Genomic DNA, 18,627 nt, shown 5'->3' with positions numbered 1-18,627 from the left:
GTCAGGCGCTCGCCACTTGCAGAAACCAGAGTCGCGTGTTACAATCATCAACGGCTTCACGAAAAGAGCGAAGGACGTCGGGATGTGGCGCAGCCTGGTAGCGCGCTACCTTGGGGAGGTAGAGGTCACGGGTTCAAATCCCGTCATTCCGACCAGTGACCAGCGTGTTGAGCGCTGGTCTTCGTATTTTAGGCGGATTCGAAGGAGGCTGCGGCCTTGGCTGACACGCCCTACAGCGGCGATTACGTGGTGATTCGGGCCCTTGAAAACGGAGTTCAGGTGAACGGCATGACGCGTGGCCCTCAGACGCGATTTCATCATGCTGAGAAATTGGACAAGAGCGAAGTCATGATTGCACAGTTCACGGAGCACACGTCGGCCATCAAGATCCGGGGAAAGGCCGTCATCTACACTCGGTACGGGATTGTGCGCACCGACGAGGACGCGTGAGCGTCCATCATTTATGATATACTATCCGCAGCATACAAGGGTCGGCCCGTTCGAAGGAGATGACACCGGCTTGACGGACGCACGGGAGGCAATGTTTCAACGCGTCACGCGTTGCGCCAAGGCGCATATGGATCACGACTACTTGGCCAAGCGGAAGGTCCGCCAGGCGGTGAGTCCATTTCATTTCGATCTCGGTTACGCCATCCTGCAGTCAGCTGCGGTGCCGGAAAGCGAGGCGGAGCGCGTCCTCACCGCCGTTCTTTTGTTGGAACAGGGATTGTCGATTCATGACGAAATCGACGAGTGGGGCGCGGAGCAACAAGGGCTTGTGGTGTTGGCCGGGGACTATGACAGCAGCAAATACTACCTGATCCTTGCGGAGCTTGGAGATCGTCAGCTCATGCACGAATTGTGTGAGGCGGTCGTCCGAATCAACGAGGCGAAGATGGACCTGTTGATGGCGTCTCCGCTGTCTCTGGACGTGTATATGGAGCGCATGTCGACCATCGAAGCGGAGTTGTTGCGAGCTTTGGTTCGCCATTATCATCCAAATTCAGGGGCGTGGATGGCGCAGGTGGACGAGGCAGTGCGCAATCACATTCTCGCGGGCGGCGCGAGGGTCCGGGTGTTCACGCGCGGCACCGTTTCTTCTCGGGCGCGCGAAGGCCTGTTGTTTTCAGCGAAGGATGCCGCCAGGCTGCGCGGGACATGGTCGGTTTTTGATTACGCCCTTCCCGAAGAGCCGAAAGGGCTTCAGGCAGCGGAAGGGAAGCGTTGAGATGCAAGGCGATAAGTCAGCGTATGTCCACGACGTGTTTTCGAAAATCGCCAGGCGATACGATGCGATGAACTCGGTATTGAGCTTTCAACAGCATCGCCTCTGGCGAAACTATGCGATGCGCCGCTTGCCGCTCGCGCCGAACTCCCAGGTGCTTGACGTGGCGGCGGGTACGGGCGCGTGGACGTTTGCCATCGCCAAACGGCTTGGGTCTGGGGGGCGGGTGATTGGGCTCGACTTCACTGAGGCCATGCTTGAGGTGGCGGAGGAACGGCGTCTGCAATTTCCTTTTCGCGATCGCGTCCAGTTCGTCCACGGCGACGCGATGAACCTGCCGTTTCCGGATAACACGTTCGATTTGTGTACCATTGGCTTCGCACTGCGGAATATGCCAAGTGCGGAAGGCTGTCTGCGAGAGATGACTCGCGTGGTGAAGCCCGGCGGCGCCGTCGTGTCGCTCGAACTATCGAAGCCGGAGGCCGCGTGGTTCCGTCGACTGTATTACTTTTACTTTTACCGCATTCTCCCCAAAATCGGCGAGCTCGTGGTAGGGGATCGCGCGCCGTACGAGTGGCTGCCCGAGTCACTTATCGACTTTCCGGATCGGAAGGGGCTTGAGGAGATTTTTCGTCGCGTCGGCTTGCGCGACGTGTGGAGCCGCCCATTGACGTTTGGTATCGCGGCCTTCCACATCGGATGGAAATGAGGAGCGGTCGGCGTGGAATTTCACGATATTTATCTCCTGTACCGGCGTGAATTGGAACGCGTGGAACAGCTGTTGGACGAGCGGGCCCATGCGGAACACTCGGACCTCGCAAAGGCAGGTCGAACGCTGTTGGAAGCCGGCGGCAAGCGCATTCGTCCCCTGTTTGCGCTGATCTGCGGGCTGGGGGAACGCGCGTGGTCTGAAGACGTCGCCAAGGTCGCCGCGGCGCTTGAGATGATCCACATGGCGACCTTGGTGCATGACGACGTGATCGACCGAGCCGATCTTCGGCGCGGCAAGCCCACTGTCCGTAAGAGCTACGGCAACCTCGCCGCGATGTACACAGGCGATTACCTGTTCGCGCGCGCCATCCAACTTCTCGCCGAAGTGGACAACCTCGCGGTTCATCGGCTGATGGCCCGGGGAATTGTGCTTTTGTGCGAGGGCGAGATCGAGCAAATTGAGGACTTTTACAATTGGTCGCAGGGCGTGATGACGTATCTGCGCCGCATCCACCGGAAGACGGCGCTGCTCATCTCGCTGAGTTGTCAGTTGGGAGCGATGGTCGGCGGCGCGCAGGAGCGGGAGGTCGCGGCGCTCGCGCGATTCGGGCACGCGGCAGGGATGGCATTTCAGATTGTGGATGATCTGCTCGACTTCACGGGGGCGGCCGAGATCGTGGGCAAGCCCGTGGGAGGGGATTTGCGCCAGGGGAATCTGACACTGCCGGCCCTGCTGGCAGCTTCTCGCCCTGAGCTTGGGCAACGCCTAAGGGCCCTGGTGCGGGAGGGCATGCCGGACGAAGATGCGGAGGAAGCCATTCGGCTTGTCGTGGCGTCGGGAGCGCTGGCGGAGGCTGAGCGACTGGCGGAGCGATACCTCGAAAAATCCAGACATCTGCTTGGCGCGGTCACGCGGGAGGCGGTCCGAGAGCAGCTGATGGGCCTGACCTCGTTTATCATCCGCCGACGATATTGACTTGCAATCGGAGCGGAGAATTTCTTACAATAGCGCCGTCTGTGGCCTGGCCGCGGACAACAAGCATGGAGCGAGGGATGGAAGACATGGCCCGAGAACAGACGTTTGTCATGGTGAAGCCCGATGGCGTGCAGCGCGGACTCGTCGGTGAAGTCGTGGCGCGATTTGAGCGCAAGGGGCTGAAGCTCGTTGCCGCGAAGCTCGTGCAGGTATCCAAGGAGCTTGCGGAGGCGCACTACGCGGAGCACCGCGAACGCCCCTTTTTCGGCGAGCTCGTTCAGTTCATCACGTCGTCGCCGGTGTTCGCCATGATCCTGGAAGGCGAGAATGCCATTGCGGTGGCTCGCACGATGATGGGCAAAACAAACCCAGCTGAGGCGGCGCCGGGGACGATTCGTGGCGATCTCGGCCTCACCATCGGCATGAACGTCGTGCACGGTTCTGATTCGCCTGAGAGCGCAAAACGGGAAATTGAGTTGTGGTTTTCTGAAGGGGCGCTGACGTACGAACGCACCGTGGACGCCTGGCTGGCGTGAGATGGCCCGCGCTTGCGCGCGGGTTTTTTCATGGCTCAGGCGCGGATAAACTGCGCTATGGCCTCGGCATGGCGTTCCACACAGATCTGGCCCGCTCGAATGTACGCTGGCAGGCGCTCAAAAGGCTGCCCCTTGACGGAGGTCAGATCAGGTTCCAGGAGCAGCACGGACGGGACGTCGAGATCGTTGTCAATGGTTTCACGCAGGAGAATGTCGAACGCGCGTAGAAACACGTCGATCAGCGTGTTGGGGTGGAATTCGGCGGGCAGTCGGTACAGGTTGATCGCCAGAATTCGACGACAGCCCACTTGGCGCAGCACGGACACCGGTACGTAGTGGCGCATGGCGCCGTCCACAAGCAGGTACGGCCCGTGCTTCACGGGCGGGAAAAGCCCAGGCAGTGCGCAGCTTCCGGCGACGGCCATAGCCATCGACTCTGTCTGGTGGAACATGTCCGTTCGCACCTCCTGCGGGGTGAAGACGATTGGCCGGCCGGAGAGAAGGTCCGTGGCAAGCACGAAGATGGGCATCTGGGGTCTGCGATTCGCGAGCAGGCGCTCGATGTACTCGCGAAGTCGCTGGCCGCGCAGCAGGCCCGGAGGGACGGGGGGCCGCCGAGAGCCGATGCCCATTCGGCTCGTGGCGATGGCCGCCAAGGACTGAACGACAGGGAAGCCGTAGTCCATCAGGCGCCAACCTGGGAACGAGCGCGCGAGACGCTCGAGATCTTCCGCGCGGTACCCGTAGGCGTACAGACAACCGACGAGCGATCCGGCGCTTGTGCCTGCGACCGCGTCCGGGCGTATGCCCAGCTTGTCGAGTGCCGAAAGCACACCGACGTGCGCGGCGGCCTTCAGCGTGCCTCCCGACAGGGCGATGCCCAGGTTCCACTTTGTCTCCACCACGCACACCCGCCTTTGTGGAGTGAGTCACACTGGATCCCTATCTGGAATTTGTGGAACACGTCCGACGATTGACGGGAATCGACTTGAACTCATACAAGCGTCCGCAGATGGAACGCCGCGTGACCCATCTGCGCGATCGCCGCGGCTTTTCGAACTTCTCCGCTTACGCCGCGGCCCTCGCGCGCGATGCCTCGCTTCTCAGGGAATTGGTCGATCGCGTCACGATTCAAGTGTCTGAATTTTTTCGTAACCCGGAGCGCTGGGATGATCTCCGCGCAAGACTCAAAGCGGCCGCGATCACGCCGCTTCGCGCCTGGAGCGCGGGATGCGCGAACGGCGAGGAGCCCTACAGCCTCGCTGTGCTCTGTGCCGAACTCGGCCTGGACATCGACATCTGGGCGACGGACCTCGACGAGCGTGCGCTGCAGGTGGCTGCGCGAGGCGTGTATCCGCCGCGCGCCCTGGTGAACGTTTCTCCTGAGCGCCTGGCGCGATTTTTCGAACCGGTTTCTGGCGGATGGCAGGTGGACACAGCCATTCGCCGCCGTGTCCGCTTGGAGCGGCATAATTTGCTCTCCGATCCGTATCCCCATGATCTTGATCTCATCGTATGCCGCAATTTGTTGATCTATTTGACGGAGCCGGCGAAACAGCGAATTATCGCCGGGTTTTCACGCGCATTGAAGCCTGGAGGTCATCTGTTCGTGGGCAGCACCGAGCAGTTGATCGGAATCCATCCGTGTGGCCTTCGTCTTGTGGCCCCCTTCATCTACCAAAAGGAGGCTGAGGGTTGAACGCCATTCGCGCCTTCGCCGTCCTTCATGTCGAATAACGCCGCCCCTTCGTGGTCACGATACAGATGGGAATCCATGCGAAGGAGGCGAGAGCCATGGCGGACGAGCGCGGCCACACGCCTGTGTCGGATGGCAACCAGGCGCACGGGAGCGAGGTCTACCTGGATTCGGTGTACGACGGGATCGACCGGTTGCAACAGGACGGAGGCGTCGCACCCGAAATCGCGCATGAACGGCTGGACCCGGCTGTCGTGCCGCCGCCCGACATGACGCACCGTCGCGTGGGACCCGTGTCGTGATGGGAGGCGCGTCGTCGCCATATCGGCGGCGACCGCGTTCTGGTAAAATACGAGGCGAACACCGACAGGCTCAGCCTGGGCTTCAGGGAGACGTTCGTCTATGTCTATGGAGACTATGCAGTCTTTGACGTTGCAGGACGAGGACATCGCGCGCCTCATCATCGACGCGGACGACGTGGCCTGCGTACATCCGCAACACAGCGCCGAGCACGCGCTGTTGGTTTTGATTAAATCTGGCTATTCGGCCATCCCGGTTGTCTCGAGCGACGGCCGGGTCGTGGGCATTATCAGCAAGACGCTCATCCTGGACAGGATTCTGGGGCTGGAGCGCATTGAGTTCGAGGCGCTCTCGTCCTTCACAGTTCAGGATGTGATGCGCACGGACTTCCACCGCATCGGCAGAGGCGAGCCTTTTTTGCGCGCCCTTCAACTCAGTATCGACGCGCCTTTTTTGTGCGTCGAAGACGAAGGTGGAAAGTTCGTGGGGTTGCTCACGCGCCATGGCATTCTCGCGTACCTCAATGGGGTGATTCGCAAAGGGAGAAAGCGGCCCTGAGGCGGTGAGGGATTGAGACGCGTTTGGATTCGGGCGCTCGTTCTGCTTGCGGCCCTGTGGGCAGGCCAGGACGTGTACTTTCACGCGGTGAACCCCGTCGCCTCGCGCGTGAGGCAGGCGGCAGATCTGCGCATGCGCGAGAAGCGTGTGCATCCCGTCCAATACGGCCAAATACCTGCCGTGTTTCGCCAGGCCGTGATCGCCACCGAGGACCGACGCTTCTGGTCCGATCCCGGCATTGATCCGATTGGCATCGCGCGGAGTGTCGTGGTGGATGTAGAGAAGGACGGTTATGTCGAGGGCGGATCCACCCTGACGCAGCAGTTGGTCGACAATACAATCCTCGGCAAGCAGAAGACGCTGCGCCGCAAACTGTTGCAGGCTTGGTACGCCATCGGACTCTATGACACGATGTCCAAGCAGGAGATCTTCACCCTGTACGCCAACGTGGTGTACTTTGGCCATGGCGCGTACGGGCTGTATAATGCGTGTGAGACGTATTTTGGCAAGCCGCCGTGGGATTGCAATGCGGGCGAGCTCACGCTCGTGGCTGGCCTGCCGAACGCGCCGTCCGCGTACGACCCGTTGACTCATTTCGCCCTCGCGAGATCGCGCCAGCAGGTCGTACTTGAAAACATGGTGGACGACGGGCAACTGTCAGCGTCGAAGGCGGAGGCCATATGGCGTGAGCCCATTGAGCTTCGGGCGGACTGAAAGGAGGGGTGCTCATGGTGGAGGTACGCCTGCCCCAGTTGGGGGACAGTGTGACCAAGGCAGTTGTGACGTCCTGGCTGAAAGCCGAGGGAGACCGCGTGGAGAAGGACGAACCGCTGCTGGAGGTGACGACGGACAAGGTGACCGTCGAAGTGCCGTCGGAGGTCAGCGGGGTGGTGAAGGAGATCGTGGCCAAAGAGGGCCATCGCGTTCAGATGGACGATGTGCTTTGCCGGATCGAGGAAGGTTGAGTTCACTTGCGTCGGCGCGGATTTGCGAAGTACACGATGAGAGCAGCCGCGACAAACGCCACAATGAACCACGCAATGAACACCATGTCGTATCCCCCAGCGCACGTCGATTTCGGATTGCGGACTTAATCTTTCACGCTGGGGTGCGTTTCATGCGCGCGTCGCGTCACGCGAAAACGGGCCGCCCGGCGGGGCGGCCTTTCCGCATACTCAGCAGGTTGCAGCGGCGCCGTAAGCGGGCACCAGGAGGAAGAACAGCACGAAGATGATCAGAAACACGACGGCCCACTGCGTGTAGCTACCAAACACGCCGTACATATCAGCCACCTCCTCCTCGCGGTTCTGGCATATCCTACGCCGTTTGAGATCCGTGCGCCAAGGACACGCGCCCGTATTCCGAAAGGAGCGATGGACAAATGGACGTCGACAGCGAGCGGGAAACGACGCTCGTGAGGCACGCGTCGCCGCGCTTTTTCGCAGATCCGCCGCACCTCGTGGAAGATGCTCTGGCGGCGCTCAGGCTCGGCAAGCACCTCCTCCTGCGAGGGCCGACCGGGAGCGGAAAGACACGCTTTGCAGAGGTGCTCGCCGAGCGGCTCAGACTCGAGATGGAGTCCGTGAATTGCTCGGTCGACCTCGATTTGGAGGCTCTGCTCGGCCATCGCACGCTCGGCATCGCGGATGGGCAAACGGTGGTGGAATACGTGGAAGGCCCCGTCGTGCGGGCGATGCGGCTCGGCCGCATGCTCTACGTCGACGAACTGAACGTCGCGCGGCCCGAGGTTCTCCCCATTTTGCACGGCGCGCTCGATCATCGGCGGCAGTTGACCAACCCGCTCACGGCGGAGGTCGTCACAGCGGATCCGCGTTTCTGCGTCGTAGCCGCCATTAACGAAGGATACGCCGGCACATCGCCTCTCAACGAAGCTCTGCTGAATCGATTCGTCGTTTTTGACGTGCACTATGTACAGGGCGACGCGCTGGCACAACTGATTCGCGAGGGCACCGCCTTGTCCAGCCTGCCGCAAATCGATCGATTTGTCCGGTTCTCGGCGGATCTCGTTCGGGCGAGCGAAGTCGGTGAACTGCCCGCCGAAGCGGCGTCCATCCGCGCCCTGCTCGATGCATGCGATCTCGCCACCCAGATGCCGCCCCTGCGCGCGGTGCGCTACGCCGTCGCCGGTAAGCTCAGCGATGCACGTGAACAGGATCTCGTCATCGAACTCGCTTCGAGCTACTTCGGCGGCACGTAAAGGAGGCGGTCCAGTGTTTCGCTTCACGAGCCCGTATGAGGACGAGCCGTCACTCTCACTGTACACGGGTCTCGCTCGCACCTTGTCCCGTCATCCACGGCTTCAGTGTCGATATGGCCCTGTCTCGAGTCTCAACCTTGAGACAGCTATCCTCCAGTTACCCGATGCGTACCGGAGCGCGGGCAACACCGAGCGCCGTCTGCTCGAACGCGCGGAAGTCTATCTGCGCGCCGCAGGCAGCGCTCGGCTGACCAACTTCGCCGCACTTCGCGGTGCGCGCCGGGAATTCGCCGCGTGTAAAGCGCCGAGGCTCGCCTGGCAATGGCTGCTCACCGTGGAGGACGCGCGCCTCATGTTCGTGTTGTCTCAAGAGCGGCCGGGGATAGGGAGGCTTTTTGCAAAGCGGATGGCGTTTCACCGCCGGCGCGTTGTGCGGCAGGCGGCGTGGAGCCTTCGGAACCGCGGCCGGATCGACAGCGCCGAAGGTATCTACCTGGAACTCTTCGGGAATCTGCTCGCGCAAGGAAAGGGAAGCTGCTCTGCGCTGTCGGGAGACACTGAAGTTGCCGCCCGCTGGGCCGCGGAAGGCCTGCGCGCCGCGATGGCGGGGCGATCCGTCACGGATTTGACGGACGTCTGGTTCGATCTCGCCTGGGACGCTGCAGAAGGTGGCATCACCCCGGACGCATCGAGCGGGTTCTCGCGCTCGCGCAACGCGCTTCGTGAGGGAAAAGAGGCGGATGGCGCATCGAAGCAGCGCGTGGAGATCTGGACACAGCCTCGACACGATGAAAAGGGCGTTTTGTTGAAAGGTCCGTCGAGCGCAACCAATCAAGCAGCGCCAGCTTCGCGCGGCGGGAGGCTTGGCGAAGACGAGGTGGAGACGGTCGGGCGGACAGCGTCGTCTCGCATGTCGGGGCCGCCCCGGCGCAGTCACGTCCGAGGCGAGCACGAAGGTCATGTGAAGGGGCACACGCACATGCAAGGCGATGGCTCCGACCAGATGTACACCATCCGGGAGCGCGACTATGTCCCTCCGACGACGGAAGCTGAGGAGTGGCTGCGTTCGGTGCGCCGCGCCCAGGCTGGCGAACGCCGACGGCTCCAGACCCTTCTCGCAAAGTACCTCGAGCGGCGCCGAGCATGGCGAGGCAGCCTCTCCCGTCACGGCCGCGCGCTCAAGAACGTGGAGCGAGTGACGTTCGAGCCCTATCCGCGGGTGCTGGCACGAAAAGATCAGCCAGCAGCGCGCGATACCGCGGTGCAAATCCTGCTGGACGTCTCTGGCTCCATGGAGCCTTACCTGCAAGCGTGCAAGGAGGCCATTGTGATGTTGGGCGACGTCCTGCGCGTACTCGGGGCGAAATTTGGCGTCGCCGCGTACTGGGAAGACGACGCCCCAATGGGCGCTTCGGCGTTGGAGACCGTCATCTGGGACGTCGTGCCGTTTCATAAGTCGCACGATCCGGCCGCGCTCGCTGCGGTTTGGGCGCTTAAGCCGGAGTTGGACAACCGGGACGGTGCGGCCATCCGTCATGTCGCCTGGCGTCTGGCGCGCTTCGCCAAGGCTACCAAGTGGATGCTGGTGGTGAGCGACGCCAGGCCTGCGGCGGAGGGTTACGTCGGCGCCTACGAGGATACGCGGCGAGCTGTGGCAGAGGCCAGAGCGCGCGGTATTCAAGTCGTTCACCTGGTGGTTGCAAGCGAGGTGGACGCGGCGCTCGTAGACGCCGTGCGTTACCTGTACGGGCATGCATTTGCCGTCGCCAGGTCTCCCAAGGATTTGCCGCTTGCGATGGAGCGCGCGCTGAAACAGATTTTGCGCGGCGCCGTGCCAGAGCTCAGGTGACCGCCAAGTGCAAGACGTCCTCGACATAAGTCGCCGAGTGGTTGTACGTCCAGATGGCGTAATATGGATCTGTGCTGAAACCCTCTTGGTGAAGCATGTTGGCGGCCGAGTAAATCGCGTCTTCGACATTATGAATGTCTGGCGTCGTGTGACCTGGTGCGGGCACGCCGAAGATGGCAAAGGTCGATGGCATGAACTGCATCGGGCCGATGGCGCCTGCATACGATTCGATGTCGCCATTCGTGCTGAAATCCGTCTCAACCTTGTGGATAGCGGCGAGGACGGTCCATGGGATATCGTACTTTGCGCCGGCGGCCTTGTAGACAGGGATGAGCCAGGATGGCGCTTCGCGCAACAGCACGCTTTGCGCTTGCCATCCGCCGAATGCACTCGAAGGCTCAATCACGAGTCGCTCCCCAGGATAGATGGCGGTTTGTGTAAGGTGGTTCGCGCTGCAGATGGCAGAGATGGAGACGCCAAAGATGTTCGAGATCTCCCAAAGCGAGTCCCCCGGTTGAACGGTGTAGGTTAGGCTCGGCAGGAGCGGCGAGGAACTCGCTTCCGGCGACTTCGGCAGCGCGGCGGTCGGACGCGCGCTCGGTGGCAGGCGCAATACTTGTCCCACGCGCAGAACTGTGGAGTGGAGGCGGTTGTACCGCATCACGTTGCCCACGGTGGTGTGATGAGCTTCTGCGATGCTCCACAGGCACTGCCCCTTACGGACGCAGACCGTCATTGCGCGCATCGTTGGACGCGCTGCCCTCGCGCCAATGGCAGATCTGGCGCGCATCGCAATCTGCGCGATGGACGCGGCCTGAGGACTGTGCGTGAGCCTGATGTCGAGGACTTCCGTGCGAGAAGGTTCGCCTGAATGTGCCCGCAGAACCGCCCATTCCACTCGCGGCAACAACGTTGGTAGGGATGAACGCTCGGGCGCTGTGCGCGCGTCGACGACGGGGGCCATGGCAGCCGGTGCGCGGTTCGCTCGGTCGCCGGTCCAGAGTCCGACGGCAGCGATGAACGCGAGGGCGCTGGCCATGAAAGCCTGCCAACGGCAGCGAAACATTCGCATCTCCCCTTTGACCAAGCCTCGCGGCCTGTTTTATGGAGAGATGTACGCGCGAAGCGGGACAAGTATGACAAGCTAGTCGGACCGATGACTCCATTCGACGGCGTCGAGCAACAGCCCCGCGAACTGCTCCGCATCGAGCGAGCAGAATTCCATGTGCACATCCTGGTCCGGTCCGAGGATTTGAATGATATAATCGCACCCGTGAGCGCAGGGCGACGTATGCCAAACCGCGGCTTCGCGGCCAACCACTCGGTAGGTGTAGGGTAGGGTGGTCATGTGTCAAGCACCTCGTCTTCGGGCAAACCTGCCCATTTTCTTTATGGCCTGTTCTCGCTTCGCGCAAACGCATAGGGCGAGGTCGGGCCGCGAAAGTTAAAATGAGGTGAGTTGACATGCGCACCCTGGACAAATTGCTGTATGCGGCGGTTCTCGGCGGGCTTATCGCCATCGGAGTGGCGTACGTGTACTTCGCCGTGCGCCACCTCGGCCTGTGATGTGGGGGTGGGAACGGTTGTTGGAAGAATATGTGGTGCCGAGCGAACTCGCGGGCCGGCGTTTGTCGGCCGTGCTGAGTGGACGTCTTGGCATGTCCCGCAGGATGCTCCGGCGCATCATTCAGGCGGGGGGATTTTATCTGAACGGGGAGCCGGTGTATCTCTCTGTGACCGTGCAGGACGGAGATCGCGTCACGTGGGAGCGTCCCGAGGAGGACGTCGCCGTCGAACCCGAGGATATCCCGCTCGAGATCTGCTATGAAGACGATGACGTGATCGTCGTCAACAAGCCGGCGGGAATGTTGACACATCCGTCTCCGCACGAGCGGCGCGGCTCGCTCTTGGGGGCGGCCGCGCATTACCTTCGCCCGCGGGGCGGTGTGCCGCACGCGGTTCACCGATTGGACAAGTACACATCGGGTGCGGTCTTGGTCGCAAAACATGCTCACGCGCACCATCAGTTGGACCGCGCGCTTCGCCAAGGTCTCGTCGACCGGCGGTACGTGGCCATCGTGTATGCGCCCGAGGGCTGTGAAACGGGGCGGTGGCTCACGTTCGTGGATGGCTTGGCGCCGAATCCACATCGCCCGTCGCGGCGCATTGTCGTGCCCCCCGAACGGGGGGATCGCGCGGTCACGCACGCGCTACCCCTGGTGCAGGCTGGGCCGCTGGCATTGGTGGCGCTCGTCCTGGAAACGGGCCGGACCCATCAGATTCGGGTGCAGATGGCCTCCCACGGCATGCCGCTTGTGGGCGATCGCGATTACACCTATGTGCTCGCCAACCGTCGCGATCCCTTGGGGCAAGCTTCGTTTTACGAAAAGGCGTTTGGCCGCCAGGCGCTTCACGCGTACGCGCTCTCGTGGCCGCGCGTGGAGGACCGCGCCACGTGCAAGGTTCGCGCGCGCATCGCCGACGACATGCGCGAGCTCTGGCTTACCGTCGCCGGCCGGGACGACATTGAAGCGTGGTGCGACAAAGCGCAGGACGTCGAGCCCCCGGCGGATCCCATCTACGGGTCTACGGATCTTTAAGCAGGTGGCGCGCGGTATCAGGGAGGTGTCTCCAATGGCCAAGTACCAGAGCGTGTTTAAGCAGCTGCTCGAAGCGCACGGCGGGCCAGGTTTCGAACAGGACGTGCGCAATCTGATTCTTCCACATCTATCGGATTACGCGGCGGAGATTTGGACCGACGCGCTCGGCAATCTCGTCGGCCTCATCCCGGGTGCGGGTGAAGGCAAGCGGCCGCGGGTGCTCGTGTCCGCCCACATCGATGAAATCGCGCTGGTCGTCACCCGCATCGAATCGGGTGGCTTTCTCCGCGTCGCGCAGGCGGGGGGATTTGATCCGCGGGCGCTCGTCGGGCAAGAGGTCTTGGTTCATACCCAAAGCGGCCGGGTCTGGGGTGTCATCGGGGCCAAACCGCCGCATCTCACGCCTCCTTCCGAGCGGTCGAAGGCTGCCAAACTGGAAGAGCTGTACATCGATCTCGCCCTCCCCGAGGAGGACGTTCGCGCTCGCGTTCGAATCGGCGATCGCGTCACACTTCGCCGCGCGCCCGTGGATCTTCTGAACGGCCGGATCGCGGGCAAATCGGTCGACAACCGGGCGAGCGCGGCGGTGCTCCTTGAGGCGCTTGCCTTGCTGAAGAGCATGGTGCACAGCGCGGATCTCTACGCCGTGTTCACGGTGCAGGAGGAAGTCGGCTTGCGAGGGGCCAGAACGGCCGGATTTGGTCTCGCGCCGGACATCGCCATCGCCGTGGACGTGACCTTCGGGGCGTTTCCCGGGCAGGCGCCCGATGAGTCGTTTCCGCTCGAAGGCGGCGTCGCCATCTCCTTTGGCCCCAACCTCCATCGGCGCGTGTTTCGGCGGCTCGTGGACTGCGCCGAACGGCATCGGATCCCGTATCAAATCGAGTTGTCGCAAAGGCCGGTGGGCGCGGACGCCAACGCATTTCAAATCGCCGGCCCCGGCCTCGCGGCGGCCCTCATCGGACCGCCGATTCGGTACATGCACACCTCGGTCGAGACCGTCGCCTACGACGACATATGGCAGTGCGCGCGGCTTCTGGCCCATTATGTGGCAGAGGTGGACGCTCTGCAGGTGGAGGAGTTGACATGTTACTGAAGGAACTCACGGAGGCCTTCGGCCCAACGGGTTTTGAAGACGAGGTGCGCGGCGTGGCGCGCCGCGAGCTCGACGCGATGGGGCTGTCGGTGCGCACGGACGTCCTGGGGAATGTCATCGCGTCCACGGGAGAACACCATCCCGGGCCGCGCGTGATGCTCGACGCGCACATGGACGAGGTGGGCCTCATGGTGACCCACATCGGCGAAGGCCGAGAAGACGGTGGGCTGCTTCGATTTCGACCGCTTGGCGGCGTGGATCCCCGGGTGCTCGTGTCCAAGCCAGTGCTCGTTGGCGAGCGTCGTATTCCCGGCGTGATCGGCGCCAAACCCGTTCACCTGCAGCAGCCGAGCGAACGGGAGAAGCCCATCCCCATGGAGAAGCTATACATCGACATCGGCGCCCGCGACGCGGACGACGCCAGGCGCCACGTGAAACCAGGCGATCCGGTCGCGTTCGCCACCGCGTACGACGAGCTTCCGCACCGGATGGCGAAGGCGAAGTCGTTTGACGATCGCGTCGGCTGCTACATCCTGCTCGAAGCATTGCGCCGGTGGAAGGGCGCTCTGCCGGTGTTTGGCGCGTTCACCGTGCAGGAGGAGATTGGCCTGCGTGGCGCGCACGCGGCGGCGTATCAGATTCAGCCCGACATCGCCATCGCGCTCGAAGGCACCGTGGCGCACGACGTCGTCGGCACGCCCGCGCACGGTCAGTCGACGGTGGTGGGCAAGGGCCCGGCCATCACGGTGCAGGACGGACAGACCGTGGCGCATCGGCGCTTCGCCGAATTTCTCTGGGAGACGGCGAAGACGCGCAACATTCCGGTCCAGTGGCGCCGAGTCAAGGGTGGCACCAACGATTTTGGCGCCATTCACCGCGTCGGCAAAGGGGTGCTGGGCGGGGCCATCTCGGTGCCCGTGCGGTACATCCACGCGCCGACGCAGGTGGTGTCGCTCGACGATGTGATGCATGCCATCGATCTCGTGGTCGCGGTACTCGACGAGATCGCAAAGGGAGGATTTCGCCCATGAGGGACTGGGTGATGCGGTTGATGGACTTCGTCGCGCCGAGCGGAAGTGAGGCGGCCGTGGTCCAGGCGCTCTTGGATCACGTCCGGGACGCGGCGGACGAGACCTGGGTGGACGCGCTCGGCAACGGGATGGCGCGAAAGCGGGGCGAGGGGCCTCACCTCATGCTGGCCGCGCACGTCGACGAGCCGGGAGTTATGGTCATTGACATCGACGACCGCGGTTATCTCCGCGTGGTCTCCGTCGGAGACGTGCATGCGCGCGAATGCGCCGGACGGGTGGTCCGTTTCACCAATGGCACGGAGGGGCTCGTCCACGCAGATCCGTCGGCAAAGGGCGATCTCGACTTTGATGCTCTGGTCGTCGACGTCGGGGCGCGATCGCGCGAAGAGGCCGAGCGCATGGCGCCCATTGGAACAGCCGGCGCGGTGCACGTTCCCCATGTGACGTGGGGGGATGACATGGTGATGGGGCGCGCCATCGACAATCGCCTGGGGTGCGCCGTTGCCGCGGAGGTGTTTCGCAAGCTCGCCGCAAGAGGGTTGAACGTGAGTGTGGCGTTCACGGCGCAGAACGCGGTTGGGGCGAGGGCCGCGCAGGCTGCGGCCTTTCAGCTCGAGCCGCAGTACGCACTCGTGATCGACGGAGCGGCAGCGGACGACGTGTGGCACGATGACCCGGCCATCTCTTTGGGCAAGGGACCCGTTCTGAAGGTGATGGACCGGGCGAGTGTGGTGCCGCTCGAGGGCAAGCGCGCCGTGGAACAAGCGGCGGATGGATTACATCTGCTGCTTCAACACGAGGTGTCGCGCGATGCATGGAGCGACACCGGCGCCATTCAACTGGCAAAGGCGGGTTGTATGGCCATCGGGCTCGGGTATCCCGTGCGCCGCGCGGGCGCTTTCGCCGCGACGGCGGACGTGTCGGACGCGAAGGGTCTGGTGGATCTCGCCGTGGCGACGGCGGAGACTCTGTTGGGCTGATGCGAGGGGCGGGCGCGTGGCCCGCCTCGAGTATGCTATACTACCGGTAATTCGCAGAGACGAACGCTTATGGGAGAGAGCAGGAAGTGGAGGGGCAGCCTTTGTTGCGTTACTTGTCGGCAGGAGAATCGCATGGCCCGGCCTTGACCGTGGTGATTGACGGCTTTCCGAGCAACGTGACCATCCGCAAAGAGAAAATTGACGAACAATTGCGACGCAGACAGCAGGGGTATGGTCGCGGTTATCGCCAGCAAATCGAGTCGGACGAGGTGCAGGTGACGAGCGGGATTCGCTTCGGGAAGACGCTCGGCACGCCCATCACGCTGGTCGTTCAGAACCGAGACTTCAAAAATTGGTCGGAGAAGATGGCGCCGTTTGGTGACAAGCCGGAAAATCTCAGGGAGATTTATCGCCCGCGGCCAGGGCACGCAGATCTCGCCGGGGCCATCAAGTACGATCACGAGGACATCCGCAACGTCCTTGAGCGCGCAAGCGCGCGCAATACGGCGACGCTGGTGGCGGCGGGCGCGCTCGCCAGGCAGCTCCTGGAGCATTTCGGCATTCAGGTCGCGGCGCACGTGGTCGAGTTGTGCGATGTGAAGGCGGCCCAATTTCCCGACACGCTGGAGGAACTCGAGGCGCGCGCGAACGCCTCTCCGGTGCGGTGCGCGGACGAGGCGGCAGCCGAACAGATGATGGCGCGCATCGACGAGGCCAAGGCGGCCGGGGATACGGTCGGCGGCATCTTCGAGGTGATTGTGCGGGGCTGTCCCATTGGGCTTGGCAGCTACGCGCAGCCGGATCGAAAGCTGGATGGGAGGCTCGCCGCAGCCCTGATGAGCATTCAGGCCATCAAGGGTGTGGAGATTGGGCTCGGCTTTGAAGCGGCCCGGCGCATGGGCTCCAAGGTGCACGATCCCATCTTGTACAGCGGCACACGCTACGTACGTTCGCATAACGGGGCTGGCGGACTCGAGGGCGGGGTGACCAACGGGGAAGACATCGTCATCCGGGCCGCCATGAAGCCCATCAGCACGTTGTACAATCCGCTTCCGAGCGTGAACATGAAGACGAAGGAGGTAGAGCCCGCGGCCATCGAGCGCTCTGACATCTGTGCGCTTCCGGCAGCGTCCGTCGTCGGGGAAAACGTGGTCGCCTGGGTTATCGCCGACGCGTTTTTGGAGAAATTCGCCGGAGACTCGCTGGAGCAGATTGAGGATGCCTTCCAGGCATATCAGGCGCGGGTGAGTCAGCGATGATCCGCCTCGACGTACGAAGCGCCCAAGGGGCGTATCCCGTCCTCGTCGACGCGGGAGCCAGGCGCTTGCTGCCCGGGCTCTTGCAGGAGCTCGGACTGGCGGACCGGAAGGTCGCGGTCATCACGGACGAGATGGTGCAAAAGACGGCGTTTGCGCGGGAGCTGGTGGACGCCCTGGCGAAGGTGGGGCGAGGGGTGTTCGAGCTCGCGTTTCCGGCTGGCGATGCGCACAAGAACCTGGGAACGGCCGTGCAAATCTATCACGGCCTGCTCAGGCACGGGTTTCGCCGCGGTGACGTCATCCTGGCCGTAGGCGGCGGCGTGGTGGGCGATCTGGCCGGTTTCGTGGCGGCGACGTATATGCGGGGCGTCCCGTACGTGCAGGTGCCGACGACGTTGCTCGCGCACGACAGCGCCATCGGCGGCAAGGTGGGCGTCAACCTCGAGGAGGGCAAAAACCTGGTCGGCGCGTTCTATCCTCCGCGCGCTGTGCTGTTTGATACCGAGGCGCTCTCCACGCTCGATTCCCGCCAGTGGAGCAACGGGATGGCCGAGGTCATCAAGCACGCCATCATCGCGGATATCATCTTGTTTGACCAGCTGGAGACAAACCCCGTGGCGGGCCTTGGCGATCCGGCTGAGTTCGTGGACGTGCTCGCGCGCGCGATGCGGGTGAAGGTGGATGTGGTGAACCAGGATGAGCGGGAGACCGGGCTCAGGCAGGTGCTGAATGTCGGGCACACCGTGGGTCATGCGGTCGAGCAGTATTCGGGTTATTCCCTGGGCCACGGCGAGGCTGTGGCCATCGGGTTGGTGGTCGAGGCCATCATCGCCGCGAGGCGAGGCTGCCTGCCGGAGGTAGATGCCGCGCGCATCGCGGCCGTGCTCGCCCGGCACGCGTTGCCCACGCGCCCGCCTTATCCGGACGTGGACGCGGTGCTGCGGCTGATTGAGGTTGACAAGAAACACACACACGACGGGTGGACGTTCGCGCTGCCCGCTGCCATTGGTCGGGTGGAAATCTGCAAGGTTCAGCCCGATGAGGTGAGGCAGGCATACGAAGAGGCGAGGGAGGGACACCATCCATGAAGGTGCGAGGACTGCGCGGGGCCACGACGGTGACCCGCAACGACCGAGAGGAGATTCTGCGGGCAACTCGCGAACTGATGCAGGAAATCGTTCGTGTCAACGAGATCGACGTGGACGATGTAGCAAGCGTCATCCTGACCATGACGCCTGATTTGAACGCTGCGTTTCCCGCTTTTGCTGTTCGGCAGCTTCCTGGCTGGCAGTGGGTGCCCCTCATGTGCGCGACGGAAATCGACGTGCCGGGTTCGCTGCCTCGCAGCATTCGCGTGTTGGTGCATCTGAATACCGACAAGCGCCAGGACGAGCTCATCCACGTCTATCTGGGCGAAGCCGTGCAACTGCGCCCAGACATCGCAACGCGATAAAGCCATCATTTCTCTCTGCCCAACTTTCATGGCCTTGGTTGACGAATGAGATCGTGGCGGCTAACATAGTCGTAACAGCTCTGTGGACGTCAGTCGAGCTGAGTTGAGGTAGGGGAGTGCGCCCCTTATGGCGCTTAGT

Annotated in this window: 22 protein-coding genes and 1 tRNA gene; 20 read left to right on the top strand and 3 right to left on the bottom strand. The window is 62.9% G+C overall.

The window, feature by feature from the left end; genetic code table 11:
• Positions 1–78 precede the first annotated feature (78 nt).
• From AMA01_RS10550 to ndk, 6 genes are all read left to right on the top strand, one after another.
• A tRNA-Pro gene (locus AMA01_RS10550) sits at positions 79–155 on the top strand.
• A gap of 61 nt (positions 156–216) precedes the next feature.
• Positions 217–450, top strand: a complete 234-nt coding sequence (gene mtrB, locus AMA01_RS10545; RefSeq protein ID WP_008341039.1) for a trp RNA-binding attenuation protein MtrB — start codon at positions 217–219, stop codon at positions 448–450.
• Positions 451–520: 70 nt separating this feature from the next.
• Positions 521–1,228: a heptaprenyl diphosphate synthase component 1 gene (locus tag AMA01_RS10540; RefSeq protein WP_230087913.1), complete on the top strand. Its 708-nt coding sequence runs from the start codon at positions 521–523 to the stop codon at positions 1,226–1,228.
• A gap of 1 nt (position 1,229) precedes the next feature.
• Complete coding sequence (locus AMA01_RS10535) at positions 1,230–1,934, top strand: demethylmenaquinone methyltransferase (protein ID WP_067850743.1); 705 nt, start codon at positions 1,230–1,232, stop codon at positions 1,932–1,934.
• 12 nt (positions 1,935–1,946) lie between these two features.
• Entirely contained in the window at positions 1,947–2,912 is a 966-nt protein-coding gene (locus tag AMA01_RS10530) for a polyprenyl synthetase family protein (RefSeq protein WP_067850741.1), read from the top strand.
• A 77-nt stretch (positions 2,913–2,989) separates the two neighbouring features.
• Positions 2,990–3,448 carry a nucleoside-diphosphate kinase gene (gene ndk, locus AMA01_RS10525; protein ID WP_067850739.1) on the top strand — a complete coding sequence of 153 codons (459 nt, stop codon included), beginning with the start codon at positions 2,990–2,992 and terminating at the stop codon, positions 3,446–3,448.
• A gap of 35 nt (positions 3,449–3,483) precedes the next feature.
• Here the strand turns inward: ndk and AMA01_RS10520 are convergent, their stop codons facing one another.
• Complete coding sequence (locus tag AMA01_RS10520) at positions 3,484–4,350, bottom strand: patatin-like phospholipase family protein (RefSeq protein WP_231862919.1); 867 nt, start codon at positions 4,348–4,350, stop codon at positions 3,484–3,486.
• An 86-nt stretch (positions 4,351–4,436) separates the two neighbouring features.
• Between AMA01_RS10520 and AMA01_RS10515 the strand changes: the two genes are divergently transcribed.
• From AMA01_RS10515 to AMA01_RS10485, 7 genes are all read left to right on the top strand, one after another.
• On the top strand, positions 4,437–5,147 hold the full coding sequence (locus AMA01_RS10515; protein WP_230087912.1) for a CheR family methyltransferase: 711 nt from the start codon (positions 4,437–4,439) through the stop codon (positions 5,145–5,147).
• 95 nt (positions 5,148–5,242) lie between these two features.
• A complete protein-coding gene (locus AMA01_RS10510; RefSeq protein ID WP_008341032.1) occupies positions 5,243–5,446 on the top strand; it encodes a hypothetical protein in 204 nt (67 codons plus the stop codon).
• 100 nt (positions 5,447–5,546) lie between these two features.
• The gene (gene cbpB, locus AMA01_RS10505; RefSeq protein ID WP_067850734.1) at positions 5,547–6,002 is read left to right on the top strand and encodes a cyclic-di-AMP-binding protein CbpB; all 456 of its coding nucleotides are present in this window, start codon (positions 5,547–5,549) and stop codon (positions 6,000–6,002) included.
• Positions 6,003–6,014: 12 nt separating this feature from the next.
• A complete protein-coding gene (locus AMA01_RS10500; protein ID WP_067850732.1) occupies positions 6,015–6,716 on the top strand; it encodes a biosynthetic peptidoglycan transglycosylase in 702 nt (233 codons plus the stop codon).
• A 14-nt stretch (positions 6,717–6,730) separates the two neighbouring features.
• The gene (locus AMA01_RS10495) at positions 6,731–6,967 is read left to right on the top strand and encodes a biotin/lipoyl-containing protein (RefSeq protein WP_067850730.1); all 237 of its coding nucleotides are present in this window, start codon (positions 6,731–6,733) and stop codon (positions 6,965–6,967) included.
• 416 nt (positions 6,968–7,383) lie between these two features.
• A complete protein-coding gene (locus AMA01_RS10490; RefSeq protein WP_067850728.1) occupies positions 7,384–8,220 on the top strand; it encodes an ATP-binding protein in 837 nt (278 codons plus the stop codon).
• A 13-nt stretch (positions 8,221–8,233) separates the two neighbouring features.
• Positions 8,234–10,069 (top strand): nitric oxide reductase, encoded by a 1,836-nt coding sequence (locus AMA01_RS10485; RefSeq protein WP_067850726.1) that lies wholly within the window; start codon positions 8,234–8,236, stop codon positions 10,067–10,069.
• Here the strand turns inward: AMA01_RS10485 and AMA01_RS10480 are convergent.
• Positions 10,062–11,135, bottom strand: coding sequence for a lytic transglycosylase domain-containing protein (locus AMA01_RS10480; protein ID WP_067850724.1), 1,074 nt, complete (start codon positions 11,133–11,135; stop codon positions 10,062–10,064). The genes AMA01_RS10485 and AMA01_RS10480 overlap by 8 nt on opposite strands.
• A 78-nt stretch (positions 11,136–11,213) precedes the next feature.
• On the bottom strand, positions 11,214–11,417 hold the full coding sequence (locus tag AMA01_RS10475) for a hypothetical protein (RefSeq protein WP_067850722.1): 204 nt from the start codon (positions 11,415–11,417) through the stop codon (positions 11,214–11,216).
• Between the two features lie 235 nt (positions 11,418–11,652).
• On the opposite strand from AMA01_RS10475, the gene AMA01_RS10470 reads away from it, so the two are divergent.
• From AMA01_RS10470 to aroH, 7 genes are all read left to right on the top strand, one after another.
• Entirely contained in the window at positions 11,653–12,669 is a 1,017-nt protein-coding gene (locus tag AMA01_RS10470; protein ID WP_230087911.1) for an RluA family pseudouridine synthase, read from the top strand.
• A 34-nt stretch (positions 12,670–12,703) separates the two neighbouring features.
• The gene (locus tag AMA01_RS10465) at positions 12,704–13,765 is read left to right on the top strand and encodes a M42 family metallopeptidase (protein WP_067850721.1); all 1,062 of its coding nucleotides are present in this window, start codon (positions 12,704–12,706) and stop codon (positions 13,763–13,765) included.
• Positions 13,756–14,796: a M42 family metallopeptidase gene (locus tag AMA01_RS10460; protein WP_067850719.1), complete on the top strand. Its 1,041-nt coding sequence runs from the start codon at positions 13,756–13,758 to the stop codon at positions 14,794–14,796. The genes AMA01_RS10465 and AMA01_RS10460 overlap by 10 nt, the downstream gene beginning before the upstream one ends.
• Positions 14,793–15,776: a peptidase M42 gene (locus AMA01_RS10455; protein WP_067850717.1), complete on the top strand. Its 984-nt coding sequence runs from the start codon at positions 14,793–14,795 to the stop codon at positions 15,774–15,776. The genes AMA01_RS10460 and AMA01_RS10455 overlap by 4 nt, the downstream gene beginning before the upstream one ends.
• Before the next feature lie 101 nt (positions 15,777–15,877).
• On the top strand, positions 15,878–17,035 hold the full coding sequence (gene aroC, locus AMA01_RS10450; protein WP_067850715.1) for a chorismate synthase: 1,158 nt from the start codon (positions 15,878–15,880) through the stop codon (positions 17,033–17,035).
• Positions 17,032–18,123, top strand: coding sequence for a 3-dehydroquinate synthase (gene aroB, locus AMA01_RS10445; protein WP_067850713.1), 1,092 nt, complete (start codon positions 17,032–17,034; stop codon positions 18,121–18,123). Before aroC ends, aroB begins: the two co-directional genes overlap by 4 nt.
• Entirely contained in the window at positions 18,120–18,488 is a 369-nt protein-coding gene (gene aroH / locus AMA01_RS10440; RefSeq protein ID WP_067850711.1) for a chorismate mutase, read from the top strand. Before aroB ends, aroH begins: the two co-directional genes overlap by 4 nt.
• Positions 18,489–18,627 lie beyond the last annotated feature (139 nt).

This window comes from Alicyclobacillus mali NBRC 102425, assembly GCF_001570745.1.
GTDB classification, from domain to species: Bacteria; Bacillota; Bacilli; order Alicyclobacillales; family Alicyclobacillaceae; genus Alicyclobacillus; species Alicyclobacillus mali.
Note: the sequence above shows the minus strand (reverse complement) of the source record. Positions and strands in the feature narration are given on the sequence as shown.